The organism is Pectobacterium odoriferum (assembly GCF_009931295.1).
Classification (GTDB): Bacteria; Pseudomonadota; Gammaproteobacteria; order Enterobacterales; family Enterobacteriaceae; genus Pectobacterium; species Pectobacterium odoriferum.
The window spans coordinates 3856138-3874296 of sequence record NZ_CP034938.1 but is presented as its reverse complement, the minus strand read 5'-3'; the positions used below and the strand labels follow the sequence as shown (position 1 = coordinate 3874296).

Below are 18159 nucleotides of genomic sequence, written 5' to 3'. Positions count from 1 at the left end.
GGGGCGTTCGTCTACCGATGATTATTTCGCGGCATCGGCAGCGGTTTTCACCCAGCCGTCAAACAGCTGCTGGTGGGCTTTAATCCAGCCATCAACATGACGTTCGATATCCTTCTGTGAACCTTGGCCTTCATGCATACGCAGGTTCTGCGCATTCACATCCGCAATCGGCAGCTTCATGATAGCGAACAGCTTCGCCGCTGCCGGGTTTTTCTCGGCCCAGGCTTTATTCGCGGCAATCTTCATCGTGTTGACAGGGAAGCCATAGTCAGCCCCGTTTGGCAGCTTGGTGCTGACGTCTTTCATTTCCCCCGGTTGAGAAGAGAAAGGTACCTGCAACCAGACCACATCACGTCCCGGAACCAGCACATCACTCACCCAGTACGGCGTCCACGTGTAGTACAGAATTGGCTTGCCTTCTTTGTAGCGGGTGATGGTATCGGCGATCATCGCCGCATAGTTCCCCTGATTATGTTCTACCGTGTTGGTTAAGCCATAGGCAGGAAGGTGGTGGTTGATGGCGGCTTCACATCCCCAGCCCGGCGTACAGCCCGTCAGATCGGCTTTGCCATCGCCATTGGTATCAAACAGCTTGGCGATTTTCGGATCTTTTAGCTGCGCAATATTGGTGATTTTGTATTTATCAGCCGTTTTCTTATCGATCAGGTAACCCTGTGCTGCACCGGAGACATATTCACCCTGACGGTAGAATTTCGCATCCCCGCCAGCGGCTTTGTACTGATCGGCGTGCAGCGGGTCCCAGTTAACCGCGATAAACGTTGCATCGCCGGAGGCAATCGAGGTGTAGGCCACGTTGTAGTCCACTTCACGGGGGGATTGCACGTCATAGCCTAGCTTTTCCAACGCGCGGCTGACCAGCAGCGTCTGGAACGTTTCCTCGGAGATGGTGCTTTGCACCGGAATAACGGAAATACCTTTACCAGGTTGCGCAGTGTCTGCGGCGTAAACCTGCGTACTCAACAGGACGGTAGTCAGGGCGGTGGCCCAAAGTGTGGTGTTACGCATCATGATTCCCTCTGTTTTTATCGTGCGTTGAGATCGTAAATATTGCTGATAAAACGAATAGTGAATGCCGCCGCTTGTCTGACGTGTGCCAGACAAGCGGGACGAGCGTTATTGCTTGATGAAAGGACGGGTCAGCAGGCCAATCGGGCCGCTGGCGTACCAGCTTTTGTTGCCTTTGCTACGACGATCGCGCCCCAGAGATTGGGTAAGACGGTCAAGAATAATGGCCAGAATGACGATCCCGACACCACCGACGGCAGCCAGACCCATATCCAGACGGCCAATGCCGCGCAGTACCATCTGACCCAGACCGCCTACGGCGATCATCGAGGCGATAACGACCATCGACAGCGCAAGCATCAGCGTCTGGTTAACGCCTGCCATGATGGTTGGCATGGCCAGCGGGAGCTGAACCTTAAACAACATCTGGCGCGGGCTAGCACCGAATGACTCGGCGGCTTCAATCAGATCGGCTGGCACCTGACGAATACCCAGAATCGTTAAGCGAATAATCGGCGGCAGGGCAAAGATAATGGTCACCACCACGCCTGGCACATTACCGATACCGAACAGCATGACGATAGGCACCAAATAAACGAACGCGGGCGTCGTCTGCATGGCATCCAACAGCGGCCGGATGAACTTTGCGGCTCGTTCGCTACGTGCCAGCCAGATCCCAACGGGGAGCCCGATGAGCACGCAGAAGAACAGCGCAGTCAGTACCAGCGCTAACGTGATCATAGCCTGCGACCAGGCACCAATCGCACCAATCGCGATGAGAGACAACAGGGTAGCCACGCCCATACCGAGGCTGGACATCTGCCAGGCAATCAGCGAAAACACCAGAATGGCGATCGGCGCTGGCATACCCAGCAGGAATTGTTGAAAGCCGCCCAGAATAAAGTCAACTGGGACGCGAACGCCCTGGAAGATCGGTCTGAAGTGCAGTACAACCCAGTCGATGCCGTGGGTGACCCAGCTGTCCAGTGGGATCAACGTGTCTTTAAACGGATCGAGCAGATTGAAATGCTCGGGCGTCGCTGGGGCAGCGCTGTTTAACCAGTCACTGCCGGATTGCGTAGCCTGATGCGCGGCGTCGACAGAACCATCGGGTGCCGGAGCACTGCTCCACGCATCGCCGCCGTTAGCCGGTGCATCCTGAGCGGGCGCGCCAGTGGACCAAGGGTCGCTCTGTGCTGCACTGTCAGGTGCAGCACCATCATTCGCTGGTGCAGAATCGGCTTGAGCGTTTTGCGAGCTGGCCGCCCACGGATCGTTTTGCTGTGCGCCATTAGCCTGCTCAGGGGTTGTACCTTGATCGGCCGACTGGTTTTGTGCCGTGGTCGCATCCCACGGATTCGATGTTGATTTACTCATTGGTCACTCCTTCCTTATCCAGTGCCTGTAGCAGCATTCCTTTGGAAATGATGCCTATGTACTCATTGTTCTCGCCGACGACAGGGACGGCACAGGGGGCCTGTGCGACCTGAGAAATCAGCTCGTTGAGTGACATATCTGCGGGCACGGGAACAGGTTCGGGCAGTAACGCCTGTTCCAGCGGCTGCTGTTCTTTCAGCGCCTGCTTCAGTGAATCAATAGATACGATGCCAATGAAACGTTTCCCACCTTCCAGCACGTAGCCGTAATCACGGTCTTCATCCTGAAGGATTTTCAGCGCGGAACGCGGGCCCACGCCGGGGGTTTTACGAATCAAGGTGACCGGGCGACGACGGGCGATATCTTTGGCGCTAAACACATGGCTGATATCGACACCGCGGAAAAAGGTGCGTACATAGTCATTGGCGGGGTTATTCAGGATTTCATCGGGTGTGCCGACCTGAATCACTTCACCGCCGTGCATGATGGCAATCCGGTCACCGATGCGCATCGCTTCATCCAGATCGTGCGAGATAAAGATGATAGTGCGTTGATGACGAGACTGGAGTTTGATCAACTCATCCTGCATTTCAGTACGGATCAGCGGATCGAGCGCGGAGAACGCTTCATCCATCAGCAGGATATCGGGGTCGTTTGCTAACGCACGGGCCAGACCGACACGCTGTCGCATCCCGCCGGAGAGCTCATCTGGGTAAGACGCCGCGTAGGCTTCAAGTCCTACCTGCTGCAACGCATCCAGTGCTTTTTGCTCACGTTCCGCTTTCGGTACACCAGCCAGTTCCATACCAAACGCGGTATTGTTGAGGATGTTCAGATGCGGCATGAGCGCAAAGGATTGGAACACCATACTGATCTTCTTGCGGCGCACGTCGCGCAGCGCGGTATCGGATATCCTAGAGATATCCTCGCCATCGATCAGTACCTGACCCCGAGTGGGTTCTATCAGACGATTGAGAAGGCGTACCATGGTTGATTTGCCGGAACCGGATAATCCCATGATGACAAATATCTCGCCTTCTTCAATGGCCAGACTGGCATCTTTTACCCCGACAGTAAGCCCTGTTTTTTCAAATACCTGATCTTTGCTCAGGCCTTTATCAATCAGTTTAAATGCTCTGTCTGGGTGCTCACCAAATATCTTATAAAGATTCTTTACTTCAAGTTTAATTGCCATGAAATTATTGTTTTCCTGTGTCGTTTATAATTCTATAACGTAACCCTGATAATGATTAAACATAATCTACCCTACCATACTCAGATTCTGAGACAACCCTTGATTGCCACAATCACATTTCCCTGGAAGCTAATATTCGCGATAACAGCAATGCTATTATTACTGCCTTATCTTCATGATTTATGTGATCTTTATGATTTTTGGTTGGGGTGGTAATTCTTTTTATAACAGTATGTTACCTATTGATTTCTACGTGTTGGATTCGCAGAGGATATAACCTTTTCTGATGGTGGATAGACCGCGATTTATAGTGAATTTCACTAATCGGATAATATGATAAATAAATCACATTTTTCGGGCTATAGACACCCAAATAGGCCGACGTAAGTACATTTTTTACTTATGCTATCTGTCGGTATTTTATACAGTATAGCAAAGATATAGTGGGTTAAATGATTGCATTAATTCCCACCAATAAATGAGAGTGTTCCGAATAATATATCTGTCATATTTAGAGGATAACGCCATCGGCAAGTGGGGATTTTTGAGTGTTTTTAAAAATTGCGAAGCAAAACCAGAAAGAGAAATAAGGACATTGTCACAAGAAAGGTATTTTGGTTATCTGCTCATCTGATTTCTGCTAAGGAAAAGCTAAAAGTGGTCACTTGGGAATACCATGATTTCGAAGACTATACAGGGAATGGTGAGTTGCTTATGCGTCAGTTTATCGTTGGTGGCATGGTATATGCCATTGGTTTCCAAAAACTCCAGTCAGCGGAGGAATTGCTTAATAAAGGGATTGATGAGAAACATAACATACCTGGTTTTCAAATGCCCCAGTCGGGTCTTTGGACGGTTGCTTTTGATAAAGTTGAGAATCAAGAGCGTTTGGAAGCTTATCGGCATGTTGAGCTCAATTCTGGGCAAATTCTAAAGGTGATTACGTCGGTTGCTAGAGCGATTTTTGACCACTACAATGTTTCCCGATCAGGGGCTTACTATTGGTGCGCAGCCCCCGACCTTTCAGGGAAAAGGAAAATCGATCTCGCGGATTTATATGATGGTTTACTGGGGTTAGCAGGGAAAAGCAGATTTAACATTCGTATCCCAGGTATGCAGTCATTTAATCGACTTGGTTCAGATAGGAGAAGCTATGTCATCCTCACACGATATTACGACGTTAAGTCTTCAGGAACAGGCATTTTTCGCCTTGGGGAAAAAGCTGCAAATGGCGGCGCGTGATGTGATAAAGCGTAAGCTGGCTTCTGGTGAATATGTGCTTATTGATGGCAAATATTATCTAGCCTCAGATGCGCCTAATTTGGCGGATAAGTAGATTAGTGGGAACTGAAACAAGCGCATAGTGATGGCGCTTGTTTCCTCCATTGTTACTCACTCATCAGGCTGACGTGGGCGGCGACAATGCGCCAACCTTCTGGCATTCTTACCCAGGTTTGCATTTGGCGGCCGATCTTCGCGCTGCCTGTGCGGGTAAATTCCGTGCTGGCGACGGCCATATCATGACCATAAGCGGTGATGACCGTATTACGCAGCGTTCTGTCCAGACCGGCAGAAGGGCGAGCGAGGCGAAAGGCTCGGATTTCCTCGATTCCGTACAGATTTTCTCCTGCACCGTAGCGTACCGTTTTTTCATTGTGCCAGAACAGTTCATCCAGCACCGCAATGTCATTACCCGTTAAGGCTTTCTCATAGCGATAGAACGCGTCAGTCACGTCGGCCAGCACATCCGGCTGATTGATATCGTCAGGCAACATATTTTCTTTCCTCTACGGTATAAGTTAGTCCTTGCTGCTCCAGCGCCCACGCCGTCCGCAGGCAAAGATCCTCACGCCACGGTGCGGCAATAATCTGCACGCCTATTGGCAGGCCGCTCGCGGTCGCCATCGGTACCGTCACGACGGGTAGCCCGACAAAAGAGATCGGCTGCGTCAGCATGCCCATACTGGCGCGGACGGGCAGGTCGGTATCATTAATGCGCATAGTTTCCTGCCCGATAAGCGTGGCGGAGCAGGGCGTTGCTGGGGCGATCAGCAGGTCGGTGTGCTCAAACAGCGCCAGTGTCTGTTGACGGAAATAATTACGGAAACGCTGAGCCTGCACATACCAAGCGGCGGGGATCATGGCGCCAGCCAGCAGGCGCTCGCGTGACAGGGGCTCGAAGCGCTCAGGCTGCGAACGTAAGGCTGGCAAATACTGGTTGCCCCCTTCGCTGGCCGACAGAATAAAGGCGGCGCTACGTGCCAGTGCGGCATCGGTTAGCGTAAGGCTGTCCTGCGCGCCCAGCGCCTGTGCGACTTGGCGGACGGCGGTGTTGGCTTCCTCGCTGGCCCAGGAGGAGAAATAGCCATCGAGCACCGCGTAGCGTAATCCGTCACTGCCCGTTTCCAACTGTGCAGCGGTATGCTGCGTTTCCCGCTTGGCCTGAAAACGATCGTGTTCATCGCGACCTTGTAAGGCGTCAAACACCAAGGCCAGATCGTCTGCACTACGCGCCAGCGGACCGATATGGTCGAGGCTGGCGACAAACGGGTGGCTGCCGTGGCGTGATAAACGGCCAAACGTCGGCTTTAGCCCGAAAATGCCGCATAGCGACGATGGCACGCGGATCGAGCCATTGGTGTCGCTGCCCAGTGTGAAGTTAACCAAGCCTGCTGCGACGGCGGCGGCCGATCCGCCAGACGATCCACCCGCGATGCGCTGTGTATCGAGCGGGTTGCGCGTGGGGCCGTAATGGCTGTTTTCGGTGGTAAAGCCGTAGGCATAGGCATCCATATTCAACATGCCGGACAGCAGTGCGCCCTGACTGGCAAGCTGACGGATGGCAAAGGCGTCCTGTGCCGCGGGTGGTCGCTGGCTGAAAAGCTCGGCACCTGCCAACGTGGTTGCTCCGCTGACGTCAAACAGGTTCTTGACGGCGTAAGGCACGCCGGCTAGTGCGGGCAAGGCTTCCCCGCGTTGACGGCTTGAGTCGATGCGCTCAGCCTCTGCCAACATGCGTGTACCGGTAACGTGGGTATAGGCGTTAATCGTGGGGTTGACCTGCTCAATGGCGCCCAATGCCTGCTGTGCAAGCTCCTTGGCGGAGAACGTGCCAGCCTGCAAACCTTGCTGAATCTGCCGGATAGATAACGCTGAAGGTCTATTCATAGCGTATAAACCCCGGCAATTTCCTGATGTTCATCAAGAGGGAATTCCATTAACGGCTGCGCCATGGCGTGAATGCGGCTAAACTGAACTAACAGCTCCTGACGCCGCTCCTGACTCAGTTGCAGCGCTAGCAGCGTTTCCATGTGTTGAAGATAAGCGGCCAACGTGTCGCTATCGATTGAGTGGGTCGTCATACATATTCTCCCGGTTGATTCATGATTAGAAGCCAGCCGCGCTGCCGTTGCTGCGCGGATCGAAGGCACCTTCCAGCATGCCGTTGGTGTGGCGTACGATGGCACCGGCGTGGCCGACCGTTTCGCTAAAGCTGCTCAACAGCTCGACGTCGTGACCGAGCTGACGTAGGGCATCCACGGTCGCAGGTTTAAAGCGATCTTCGATTTTCAGCGTATCGGAAGCTTGTCCCCAGGTACGGCCCAGCAGCCAGCGCGGGGCGGTAATCGCCTGTTGTAGCGGCAGCCCTTGCTGGACGTGACGGATAAAGATGGCCGCCTGCGTCTGCGGCTGTCCGTCGCCGCCCATCGAGCCGTAGACTAGGGTTCGACCGTCGGATAAACGTGCGGCGGCAGGGTTCAAGGTATGAAACGGCTGTTTACCGGGCTCTAACGCCAGTAAGTGTGCCGGATCGAGGCTGAACGAGGCGCCACGGTTCTGCCAAAGCACGCCCGTTCCCGGCAACACCACGCCGCTGCCAAACTCGTGGTAAATGCTTTGAATGAAAGATACACACAGGCCACTGCTGTCGCAGACGCCCATCCAGACGGTGTCGCCGGGGCCTTTGCCTTCTCCCCACGACGCGGCTTTGCGGGTATCGACCTGACGAGCCAGCACGCCGAGCGCATCGTTTTCCAGCAACGCCTGAACGTCCTGCGTCATTTGCTTAGGATCGGTAATGAAGCGGTCACGCAGGCCAAACGCCAGTTTGGTCGATTCGACAATGCGGTGGATCGTCTGGCTATCGTTCAGATCTTCCATGTCTAAATGATCGGTCAGGCCGAGAATCGCGAGCGACACCAGACCTTGCGTCGGCGGCGCGAGGTTATAGATATCGCCTTTACTGTGCTTCAGCACCAGCGGCGTGGTTCGTTTGGCGCGGTAATTTGCCAGATCGTCCGCCGTCAGCGGCATACCAAGCTGAGCCATCTGTGCCGACAGCCGGGCGGCGACGGAGCCGCGATAAAAACTGTCCAGCCCTTCAAGGCTCAGCATTGTCAGGGTATCGGCTAAATCCGGCTGCGTGAAACGGCTGCCCGCGCGCGGGATATTCCCCTGCGGCATAAACAGCTGGCTAAAGGCCGGAAAATCGCTCAGTTCGTGGTAGCGCTGTGTGAGCGCATCCTCCTGAGATTGTGTGACGGGAATGCCGTCAGCCGCATAGCGAATCGCGTCAGATAACAGGCGGGCCAGCGGCATCGGTGTGCCGTCTATTTCTTGTGAATAGGCCAGTTCTTGCGAATAGTTCAGCGCTTCCTGCCAGCCGCCGACGGTGCCCGCGACCGTCAGCGCCGCTTTGGGCCCCCGGTGTGGAATGCGACTTTCACCTTGATACCACTCACGGCAGGCCAGTGACCCCGCAGCCCCGCTGGCATCAATAGCAACGGGTTCACCGTGTGGGGGCACAATCAGCCAGAAACCGTCGCCGCCGATCCCGTTCATATGTGGGTACACCACGGCAATCGTTGCCGCCGCTGCGACCATAGCTTCAATGGCGTTCCCGCCTTCGCGCAGAACGGCCAATGCGCTGGCACTGGCTAAATGATGAGGTGCTACCGCCATACCCAGCGGGGCGGTGTTGCTTTGCATCATTTCAGGATTCCTTTTTTAAATATTATGTAGGGTAAGAGTTATTAACCTTAGCGATAAGCAAACGGCGTTCCAGTTTTTAAGCAAACGGCGTTCCAGTTTTTTAGTGCAGCAGAAAGTCCGCATGCGGTGCCGGAAGGGGTACCTATATCATCCTGACAATCCTGTGCTATGTTCTGCGACATGAAACAAACGTTACAGCAAGCGCAACGGGTGAGAGACGATGATGCAAATAGATGAACGATTACGGGATCGCTATGGCGAGCTTTCACCGCAGGAACAGCGCGTCGCGGATTTCATCTTCGATCACTTTGACGATTTAATTAGCTACAACAGCGCCGAGCTGGCGCGGCTCAGCGGCGTTTCCAAAGCGACTGTTAGTCGGTTGTTCAAACGGCTGGGTTACCCCAGCTACCGCGATATGCGCGATGAGCTCAGAACGCTGCGCCAGAGCGGGATGCCGCTGGCGGATAACCGGGATGCCGTGCAGGGGAATACGCTGCTGGCGCGGCATTACAAGCAGGAAATGGCGAACTTGACGCAGTGGATAAACCAGATTGACCCTGTGCAGTTTGGCGCAGTGATTCAGGCGCTGATGCAGGCGCAGCGCCTGTGTTTGATTGGGCTGCGCAATAGCTATCCGGTGGCGCTGCACCTGCGCCAACAGCTGCTCCAGATTCGCCAACAGGTCACGCTGCTGACACAGCCGGGGCAGACGTTATCCGAAGAGCTGGTGGATCTCACCGCGCAGGATGTCGTGATTGTGGTGGCGTTTCGCCGCCGCCCGCGCCTGATCCAGCCACTGTTGGCACAGTTGCAAAAGCGCGGCGTGCCCGTGCTGCTGCTGTGCGAACCACAGGCAAGTACGCTAATGTCGCTGGCAACCTGGTCGCTGTGCGTCCCGCTGGACAGCGTCTCGGCGTTTGACAGCTATTCCTCCGCGATGAGTTTGGTGAACGTGATCAGTAACGCGCTATTACATGAAATGCTGCGTGACGGACGCCAGCGCATCCACCAGATCGCGGATCTTTATGGTGAATTGGATGAGCTTGAGCAACGCTGATGGTGCGTTGGGATGGTGCTATTGCACTAATGTAGTGCGAATTAATTGGTTGCTATATAGTCATGTGGATCGTTTCGGGCGTGATAGCACCGGATTATTTTTGTGACGCAGCGCTGTGGATTGTTTCTCGTTGTTATCTGTTCATAGGCGTAAAAAATTATGATGAGAAATGTGGATCATCTCGAATGAGCAGCATGGACGCTGCGAAAGCCTGTGCCGCGTCGGGAGCGCGTCGCAGGCGGTTCGACAGGATGACACACGTTTCGAATGTACCGCGTAGCGGCATAATTCACGCCGAAAGCCAGGGTTCGTAGGGCTGCGGCGACTGAGCAGCCCTACGTCGGGCGTGGTGCATGAGTTGCATAAATTATCTTTCTGCAATCACGCACGAAATTTTTCACAAATATTTCATATCCATAGCTATGCCTTGTTTTAGCAAAATCATTTGACCTTCTACGCTGTTCCCCATCGCCAAGAGTACCCATGCGATCTGGCATGCTCCTTGCTTAATTCCTGCAACGATGGTTTCAATTTTTGTTTTTAAAGAATCTTTCGTTTCAATTACACTAACCGGGGGCAGAGACGATGTTGATCAATAAACTGGGCATCAAAAAAGGGTTACTGGCAGTGATGGGCGCGGCAATGTTACTGGTTCAGGCCGGTAGCGCGATGGCCGATCAGTTGCAGGATATCGAGAAGCGCGGTGTGCTGCGTGTCGCTGTCCCGCAGGATTTCCCGCCGTTTGGATCGGTGGGGACGGATCTGCAACCGCAGGGGTATGACATCGATATCGCCCACTATCTGGCGAAAGAGATGAAACTAAAGTTGCAGTTGGTTCCGGTAACCAGTGCTAACCGCGTACCGTATCTGCAAACCAACAAAGTTGACCTGGTGATCTCCAGTCTGGGCAAAAACGCCGAGCGTGAAAAAGTGATCGATTTCAGCCGCGCCTATGCACCATTTTTCCTCGGCGTATTTGGGCCGAAAGACAGCATGCTGACATCGTCAGACGCGCTGGAAGGCAAGAGCATCGGTGTTACGCGCGGTGCAGTAGAAGACATGGTGCTGACGGATATCGCGCCGAAGGCCGCACAGATTAAGCGCTACGAAGATAACAACACCACGCTGTCGGCGTACCTATCTGGGCAGGTGGAATATGTTGCAACGGGTAACCTGGTTGTCGCCGCTATCGCCGAGCAGAATCCGACGAAAGCACCGGTAGCGAAGTTTATGCTGAAAGATTCGCCGTGCTACATCGGGCTGAAGAAGGATGAACCCGCGCTGAAAGCGAAAGTTGATGCGTTGATTGAGCAAGCACTGAAAGACAACACGCTCAATAGCCTGTCGGAAAAATGGCTGAAAGCGCCGCTGCCGGCCAGCATCAAGGCTTAACGGGAGCACGCCATGACCTATCAGCTTAATTTTTCCGCGCTGTTTCCGTTCTGGCCTGAGCTGCTGGAGGGGTTGTGGGTCACCATTGAGCTGACGGTCATGGCAACCCTCGGCGGCATTGCCATCGGCATCTTCGGTGCGGCTTTGCGCAGCGGCAAGCCCACCCTGCTGAGTCGGCTATGGGGTGTCTACGTCGAGTTGATCCGCAATACGCCGTTTGTGGTTCAGCTGTTCTTCATCGTTTTCGGCTTGCCGAGTCTGGGCTTGAAGCTCACCGCCGGACAGGCCGCGCTGTTGGCGATGCTGATTAATCTGGGGGCGTACAGCACCGAGATTATCCGCGCGGGGATTCAGGTAACGCCGAAAGGCCAATGGGAAGCCGCCCGTGTGCTGGGGCTGACGCGGATGCAGACCTTCCTGCGTGTGATTCTGCCGCCTGCGCTCCAGCGGATTTATCCGGCGCTGGTCAGCCAGTGCATCATCGTCATGCTGGGATCGTCAGTGGTGTCGCAGGTGTCTTACGAAGAACTGACTTTTGCTGCCAACCTGATTCAGTCCCGTACGTTTTTGAGCTTTGAAGTGTATCTGGCAACCACGCTGTGTTACCTGATGCTGTCTGTTCTGATGCGACAACTCTTACTGCTGGCAGGTCGGCGCTTTCTGGGGAATCAGTCATGATGACATTTACCGACTGGGATATTGTGCGCAACCTGCTGCTGGCAGCACGTTGGACGCTACTGCTGTCGCTGACGGCTTTCATTGGCGGCGCGATAGTGACCTTTCCGCTGATGCTGCTGCGGTTGACTAAACGCAAATGGCCGACGCGCCTTGTCCATTTGTATTCCGAGCTGTTTCAGGGGACGCCGCTGCTGATGCAGCTATTTCTCGCTTTTTTCGGGTTGGCGCTGTTCGGCATTGATGTGAGCCCGTGGACGGCGGCAGCCCTAGCGCTGACGCTCTTTACCAGCGCCTTTCTGGTGGATATCTGGTGTGGCAGCGTGGAAGCCTTGCCGAAAGGGCAGTGGGAAGCATCGCGCTGCCTCGGACTGGATTTCGGCCAGACGCTCTATCAGGTGATTGCGCCACAGGCGATGCGTATCGCCATCGCGCCTACCGTGGGGTTTTCCGTGCAGGTGATTAAAGGCACCGCGCTGGCGTCGATCATCGGATTCATCGAACTGACGAAGGCGGGAACCATGTTGAATAACGTGACCTATCAGCCGTTTAAAGTGTTCGGATTGGTGGCGCTGGGCTATTTCCTGATGTGCTATCCGCTCTCTTACTACAGCCGCTATCTGGAGAAGAAATTCAATGCCGCTCATCACCATTAATCAGGTTCAAAAATATTACGGCCAGAACCACGTCCTGAAAGGTGTGGATCTGGATATCGAAATGGGTGAGGTCATTTCGATCATCGGGCGCAGCGGCTCCGGTAAGAGCACGCTATTGCGCTGCATGAACGGTCTGGAAGGCTATCAGGACGGCAGCATCAAGCTGGGTGGGATGACCGTTACCGACAGGGATTCGCAGGCGCGGGAAATCAGCCGCTCGGTCGGGATGGTGTTCCAGAACTTCAATCTGTTTCCACACATGACGGCGCTGGAAAACGTGATGCTGGCACCGCGCCGCGTGCTGGGAAAAAGCGCGGCGGAATGCCATGAACTGGGTGAACAGATGCTCAATAAGGTCGGGCTGGGCGAGCGTCTTCACTACTATCCCGCCAATCTGTCGGGTGGTCAGCAACAGCGCGTCGCGATCGCCCGCGCGCTGGCGATGAGCCCAAAAGTCCTGCTGTGCGATGAAATTACCTCGGCACTCGATCCTGAGTTAGTCGGCGAAGTGCTGAAAGTGCTGGAACAGCTGGCTGCCGAAGGCATGACGCTGATTCTGGTGACGCATGAAATGAATTTTGCCCGTGAAGTGGGCGACCGCGTGGTGTTTATGCATCAAGGCACGGTCTGGGAGCAGGGCGACAGCAAAACGCTGTTTGCTAACCCGCAGACCCGCGAACTGAAACAGTTTATCGCCTCGGTCCGAGGACTATCGGAAGCGTAAGGCTTCCCTCTTTTGAGCTAATCACGCACGGAAACGCGCATCAAATCATGCGATTAGCAGAGCAGTAACGTAAAGAATCTGGAGCACATAACCATGAACAGCGAACTGTACGCGCAAATCAATCCACCTCATCGCCTGCTGATGGGGCCGGGACCGATCAATGCCGATCCGCGCGTATTACGGGCAATGGCCAGCCAACTGGTGGGGCAATATGACCCCGCGATGACGAACTACATGAATCAGGTCATGGCGCTCTATCGTCAACTTTTCCGTACGGAAAACCGCTGGACGATGCTGGTAGACGGCACCTCGCGGGCGGGGATCGAAGCGATTCTGCTGTCGGCGATCCGCCCCGGCGACAAAGTGCTGGTGCCGGTGTTTGGTCGTTTTGGTCATTTGCTGTGTGAGATTGCCCGTCGCTGCCGTGCTGACGTTCATACCATTGAAGTGCCGTGGGGTGAGGTGTTTTCACCAGACCAGATCGAAGATGCGATCAAAGCGGTACGCCCGCGCTTACTGCTGACGGTGCAGGGCGATACATCGACCACCATGCTACAACCGCTGGAGGAACTGGGCGAGATTTGCCGCCGTCACGGCGTGCTGTTCTATACCGATGCTACGGCGTCTTTCGGTGGTAACCCGCTGGAAACGGACCTGTGGGGGCTGGATGCGGTTTCCGCAGGGTTGCAGAAATGCCTCGGCGGGCCGTCCGGCAGTTCACCGATCACGCTCAGCCCGCAGATGGAAGCGGTGATCCGCCGGCGTAAATGCGTCGAACAGGGGATCCGAACGGACGCGCATCAGGACGGCGACGACGAGATGATCTATTCCAACTATTTCGATCTGGGCATGGTGATGGATTACTGGGGGCCGGAGCGCCTGAACCACCATACCGAGGCGACGAGCATGCTGTTCGCTGCACGCGAGTGTGCCCGAACGATTCTCGAAGAAGGGCTGGATCGCAGTATTGCCCGTCATGCGCTGCACGGAAGTGCGCTGGTGGCGGGGATTAAAGGAATGGGGCTGGATACCTTTGGTTCGCTGACCCACAAAATGAATAACGTGCTGGGCGTGGTGATTCCTGACGGCGTTCACGGTGAGCAGGTGCGTAAGCTGCTGCTGGAAGATTTCGCCATTGAGATCGGCACCTCGTTTGGCCCGCTTCAGGGCAAGATCTGGCGTATCGGGACGATGGGCTACAACGCGCGTAAAGACTGCGTGATGCAAACGCTGACGGCGCTGGAGGCGGTGCTGAATCGCCTGGGCTTCCGTACCGTGCAGGGCGAAGCCTTGCAGGCCGCCTGGAATTGCTACGCGGCGGATGAGGGGCGTGCATGAGTGAAATGTTGATGTTGCCCGCTGCCGCACAGGTTGCCGCTGAGCAGATTATGTCGCGCTGCGATGCGCTGGCTGCAATTAGCGAAACGCCCGGCCAACTGACCCGCGTTTATCTGTCGCTGGAGCACCTGCGTGCCAACGCTCTGGTGGGGGAATGGATGCGCGAAGCGGGCATGAATGTCTGGCAGGATAGCGTTGGTAACATTTGTGGTCGCTATGAAGGATTAACACCGGATGCGCCAGCGCTGCTGCTCGGTTCGCATCTGGATACGGTGCGCAATGCTGGACGGTATGACGGCATGCTGGGCGTATTGACGGCGATTGAAGTCGTGCGTGCCTTCCATCAGCAGGGGACGCGTTTGCCCGTGGCGCTGGAAATCATCGGTTTCGGCGATGAGGAAGGTACGCGTTTTGGTATTACGCTGCTGGGCAGCCGAGGGTTAACGGGCACCTGGCCGGAGAACTGGCTGGATTGTCAGGATGCAGAAGGCACCAGCGTGGCGCAGGCGTTGACCATTGCGGGGCTGGATCCGCTTGAGGTAGCGCTGGCGGCGCGTCCGGTCAGCGACATCACCGCCTATCTGGAATTGCACATCGAACAAGGGCCGTGTCTGGAACAGCAGGATCTGGCGCTGGGTGTGGTCACCGCGATTAACGGTGCGCGGCGGCTCAACTGCACGTTCCTCGGTCTGGCGGGGCATGCGGGCACGGTACCGATGACGCAGCGGCAGGATGCGCTGGCGGCGGCGGCTGACTGGATGGCGCAGGCAGAGAGGATGACGCGGGAAAGCGATCCCCATCTGGTCGCCACGTTTGGTACGTTGCAGTGTTTACCGGGCGCGGCGAATGTCATTCCCGGCGAGGTGAAGATGACGCTGGATATTCGTGGGCCGGAGGATGCGCCGCTGGATGCGTTGCTGGAAAAACTCCTGACACTGGGACAGGCTATCGCACACCAGCGCGGCTGCCAGTTCAGTGCCGAAGAGTATTATCGTATTGCGGCAACCCGCTGCGATCCCGCGTTGCAGTCGGTATTAAACGACGCCGTGACGCAGGTACAGGGGAAAACGCTGATGCTGCCAAGCGGTGCGGGGCACGACGCCATCGCCATCGCTGAACGCTGGCCGGTGGCGATGCTATTCGTCCGCTGTCGCGGCGGTATCAGCCACCATCCTGATGAATCTGTTACCACGGCAGATGTGGCGCTGGCGCTAGCGGCGTTCTATCAGGCGGTGTTTAAGGCAGCATAATGGCGCCTCTATTTATATAACAGTTACAGGAAATAATTATATAACATGGCCTAATTATTTAGAGCGTCGAAATAATTATTTGACACATATCTAAATTATGCTCACTCCACATTGAGTTCGTTTTTTCATCTGGCGTAGTCTCATCTCGGGAAGGATATTCAGTTTAAAAATATCGCGCGTAAATAATGGATGTATTTAAAAAGAGTAATGTCGACTTAGGTGGGCATTACTTTCATCGCGTGATGGATATTTACTTTGATGAGAGTAGCCATAATGAGAAAAAACAGACTGCATTTTGCATTATCTTTAGCAGCACCACTATTTTCCTCCGTACCTCTATTTTTTTCTCCGATTGCTTCTGCAATATCACAAGCGGAATTAGGGTATCGTGATGTGCCAACCATTATGCTGGATGGCCTGACATTTAAAGACCTGAATCGTGATGGAAAGGTCAATCCATATGAAGACTGGCGTTTATCTCCCGAGCAACGAGCGAACGACCTGGTTACGCGTATGACGCTGGCGGAAAAAGCGGGATTGATGATGCATGGTTCCGCCCCGACGACGGGGAGTGTGATTGGCGCAGGATCTGCTTATGATATTGATACGGCTAGAAAAATGATTGCTGAAAGGTCAATCAGCAGTTTTATCACTCGCCTGTCCGGTGACGATCCTACGCAAATGGCGGAGGAGAATAATAAATTACAGCAGATTGCAGAAAATACGCGATTGGGGATTCCTCTGACCATCAGCAGTGACCCGCGCAATGCTTTCCAGTATTTGGTGGGGGCATCGGTTTCCTCTGGGAAATTTAGTAAATGGCCTGAAACGCTGGGATTGGCTGCCATTGGTGATGAATCGCTGACCCGGCAGTTTGCCGATATCGTGCGGCAGGAATATCGTGCGGTCGGGATCACCGAGGCGCTATCGCCGCAGGCCGATCTGGCAACGGAACCGCGTTGGTCAAGGAGTAGTGGAACGTTTGGCGAAGATGCGGAACTGACCAAAAAAATGGTCAGGGGTTATATTGAAGGCATGCAAAATGGCAGAAACGGCCTGAATCCACAAAGTGTCATCAGTATCGTTAAACACTGGGTCGGATATGGCGCTGCACAAGATGGGTGGGATAGCCACAATGTTTATGGCAAATATGCCATCTTCAAAAAGAATGATCTCCAACAGCATATCGAGCCTTTTACCGGAGCATTTGAGGCGCGTGTCGCAGGAATTATGCCAACCTATTCCATTTTGAAAGACGCAACGTGGCAAGGAAAGTCGATTGAGCAAGTCGGTGCAGGGTTTAACCGTTTTCTATTAACCGATCTGCTGCGTGGGGTTTACGGATTTGATGGCGTCATTCTTAGTGACTGGCTTATCACCAATGACTGTAAAGATGACTGTGTCACGGGGGCCAAGCCGAATGAAAAGCCGGTACCGCGTGGCATGCCGTGGGGCGTTGAAAGCCTGACGGTAGAGCAGCGATTCATTAAAGCGGTAGAGGCGGGTGTCGATCAGTTTGGTGGTGTCACTAACTCTTCGGTACTGATTAGCGCGGTACAGGGAGGCAAACTGACCGAGTCGCGTCTGGATGTTTCTGTCAGACGTTTACTGAAACAGAAATTCCAGGTTGGTTTGTTTGAAAATCCTTATGTTAATGCTGGGCAGGCAAGCCAGGTGGTGGGTAAGGCTGAATGGCAGAAGCGGGCTAACGAAGCACAGAAACGTGCGTTGGTGCTGTTGCAAAATAAAAATATTTTGCCATTGCGCGCGGGAAGTAAAGTCTGGCTCAGCGGAATCGATAAGAACGTCGCTCAGGCCGCAGGGCTTATTGTGGTAGAAACGCCAGAGCTTGCCGATGTCGCGTTGGTTCGTAGCGTTGCACCGTATGAGCAACCACATAAAAACTTTTATTTTGGCGCCAAACACCATGAGGGCTCACTCGCTTATACCGAGAACAATCCAGAATACCAAGCCATTGTCAGGGCAACAGCCAGCGTGCCAACTATCGTGACAGTGTATCTGGATCGCCCGGCTATTCTGACCAATATCGTGGATAAAGCCCAGGCTGTTATCGCCAACTTTGGGATCAGTGACGATGTGTTACTCAAGCAACTTATGTCTGGAGAGGCATATACCGGGAAACTCCCATTTGAGTTACCGTCTTCCATGAAAGCGGTACTCAATCAGCAACCCGGTGTGCCCTATGACAGTAAAAAACCGCTCTTTCCCTTTGGATTCGGCTTAACAAAATAATCATGATTTGATTCACATCAGCGGCCTGTTTATTGACATAAATGGGCCTTTTTTATTCTACTGATATGTCTTTTAACTATATTAAATAATAATTTGTTCTGTCTTCTGTTACGCGTTAACTCCTTATTTTATCTACGGCATTTACTGTTATAGGTGAAAGCGAAAGGACTGTATCTGTATACGCAGAATTATCGCTGTTTTACTTCGTTTGTATTATTCCA

16 protein-coding genes are annotated in these 18159 nt (G+C 54.0%); 9 read left to right on the top strand and 7 right to left on the bottom strand.

Annotated features, from left to right (window positions below):
• Positions 1–21: 21 nt before the first annotated feature.
• From proX to proV, 3 genes are all read right to left on the bottom strand, one after another.
• A complete protein-coding gene (gene proX, locus EO763_RS17535; protein WP_161530431.1) occupies positions 22–1026 on the bottom strand; it encodes a glycine betaine/L-proline ABC transporter substrate-binding protein ProX in 1005 nt (334 codons plus the stop codon).
• Positions 1027–1134: 108 nt separating this feature from the next.
• On the bottom strand, positions 1135–2403 hold the full coding sequence (gene proW, locus EO763_RS17530; protein ID WP_161529728.1) for a glycine betaine/L-proline ABC transporter permease ProW: 1269 nt from the start codon (positions 2401–2403) through the stop codon (positions 1135–1137).
• Positions 2396–3598: a glycine betaine/L-proline ABC transporter ATP-binding protein ProV gene (gene proV, locus EO763_RS17525; RefSeq protein ID WP_039494534.1), complete on the bottom strand. Its 1203-nt coding sequence runs from the start codon at positions 3596–3598 to the stop codon at positions 2396–2398. Before proV ends, proW begins: the two co-directional genes overlap by 8 nt.
• A gap of 657 nt (positions 3599–4255) precedes the next feature.
• Here proV and EO763_RS17520 point away from each other — a divergent pair.
• Positions 4256–4840: a hypothetical protein gene (locus tag EO763_RS17520; protein WP_039475492.1), complete on the top strand. Its 585-nt coding sequence runs from the start codon at positions 4256–4258 to the stop codon at positions 4838–4840.
• 146 nt (positions 4841–4986) lie between these two features.
• Here EO763_RS17520 and hpxZ read toward each other — a convergent pair whose 3' ends face one another.
• The 4 genes from hpxZ to EO763_RS17500 are packed head-to-tail and all read right to left on the bottom strand — an operon-like array spanning position 4987 to position 8590.
• Entirely contained in the window at positions 4987–5373 is a 387-nt protein-coding gene (gene hpxZ / locus EO763_RS17515; RefSeq protein WP_161529727.1) for an oxalurate catabolism protein HpxZ, read from the bottom strand.
• The gene (locus tag EO763_RS17510) at positions 5363–6766 is read right to left on the bottom strand and encodes an AtzE family amidohydrolase (RefSeq protein WP_161529726.1); all 1404 of its coding nucleotides are present in this window, start codon (positions 6764–6766) and stop codon (positions 5363–5365) included. The genes hpxZ and EO763_RS17510 overlap by 11 nt, the downstream gene beginning before the upstream one ends.
• A complete protein-coding gene (hpxX, locus tag EO763_RS17505) occupies positions 6763–6960 on the bottom strand; it encodes an oxalurate catabolism protein HpxX (protein WP_103862949.1) in 198 nt (65 codons plus the stop codon). The genes EO763_RS17510 and hpxX overlap by 4 nt, the downstream gene beginning before the upstream one ends.
• Before the next feature lie 25 nt (positions 6961–6985).
• Positions 6986–8590: a gamma-glutamyltransferase family protein gene (locus EO763_RS17500; RefSeq protein ID WP_161529725.1), complete on the bottom strand. Its 1605-nt coding sequence runs from the start codon at positions 8588–8590 to the stop codon at positions 6986–6988.
• Between the two features lie 220 nt (positions 8591–8810).
• On the opposite strand from EO763_RS17500, the gene EO763_RS17495 reads away from it, so the two are divergent.
• The 8 genes from EO763_RS17495 to EO763_RS17460 all read left to right on the top strand — a co-directional run bounded on the left by EO763_RS17495 (position 8811) and on the right by EO763_RS17460 (position 17938).
• Complete coding sequence (locus EO763_RS17495) at positions 8811–9650, top strand: MurR/RpiR family transcriptional regulator (protein WP_161529724.1); 840 nt, start codon at positions 8811–8813, stop codon at positions 9648–9650.
• Positions 9651–10256: 606 nt separating this feature from the next.
• Entirely contained in the window at positions 10257–11042 is a 786-nt protein-coding gene (locus tag EO763_RS17490) for a transporter substrate-binding domain-containing protein (protein WP_482811986.1), read from the top strand.
• 12 nt (positions 11043–11054) lie between these two features.
• Positions 11055–11720 carry an amino acid ABC transporter permease gene (locus EO763_RS17485; RefSeq protein ID WP_010306971.1) on the top strand — a complete coding sequence of 222 codons (666 nt, stop codon included), beginning with the start codon at positions 11055–11057 and terminating at the stop codon, positions 11718–11720.
• Positions 11720–12373: an amino acid ABC transporter permease gene (locus EO763_RS17480; RefSeq protein ID WP_208852017.1), complete on the top strand. Its 654-nt coding sequence runs from the start codon at positions 11720–11722 to the stop codon at positions 12371–12373. Before EO763_RS17485 ends, EO763_RS17480 begins: the two co-directional genes overlap by 1 nt.
• A complete protein-coding gene (locus EO763_RS17475; protein ID WP_161529721.1) occupies positions 12354–13097 on the top strand; it encodes an amino acid ABC transporter ATP-binding protein in 744 nt (247 codons plus the stop codon). The genes EO763_RS17480 and EO763_RS17475 overlap by 20 nt, the downstream gene beginning before the upstream one ends.
• A gap of 93 nt (positions 13098–13190) precedes the next feature.
• On the top strand, positions 13191–14435 hold the full coding sequence (locus EO763_RS17470; protein WP_161529720.1) for a pyridoxal-phosphate-dependent aminotransferase family protein: 1245 nt from the start codon (positions 13191–13193) through the stop codon (positions 14433–14435).
• Entirely contained in the window at positions 14432–15685 is a 1254-nt protein-coding gene (gene hpxK / locus EO763_RS17465) for an allantoate amidohydrolase (protein ID WP_161529719.1), read from the top strand. The genes EO763_RS17470 and hpxK overlap by 4 nt, the downstream gene beginning before the upstream one ends.
• A gap of 273 nt (positions 15686–15958) precedes the next feature.
• Entirely contained in the window at positions 15959–17938 is a 1980-nt protein-coding gene (locus EO763_RS17460) for a glycoside hydrolase family 3 protein (RefSeq protein ID WP_161529718.1), read from the top strand.
• Positions 17939–18159 lie beyond the last annotated feature (221 nt).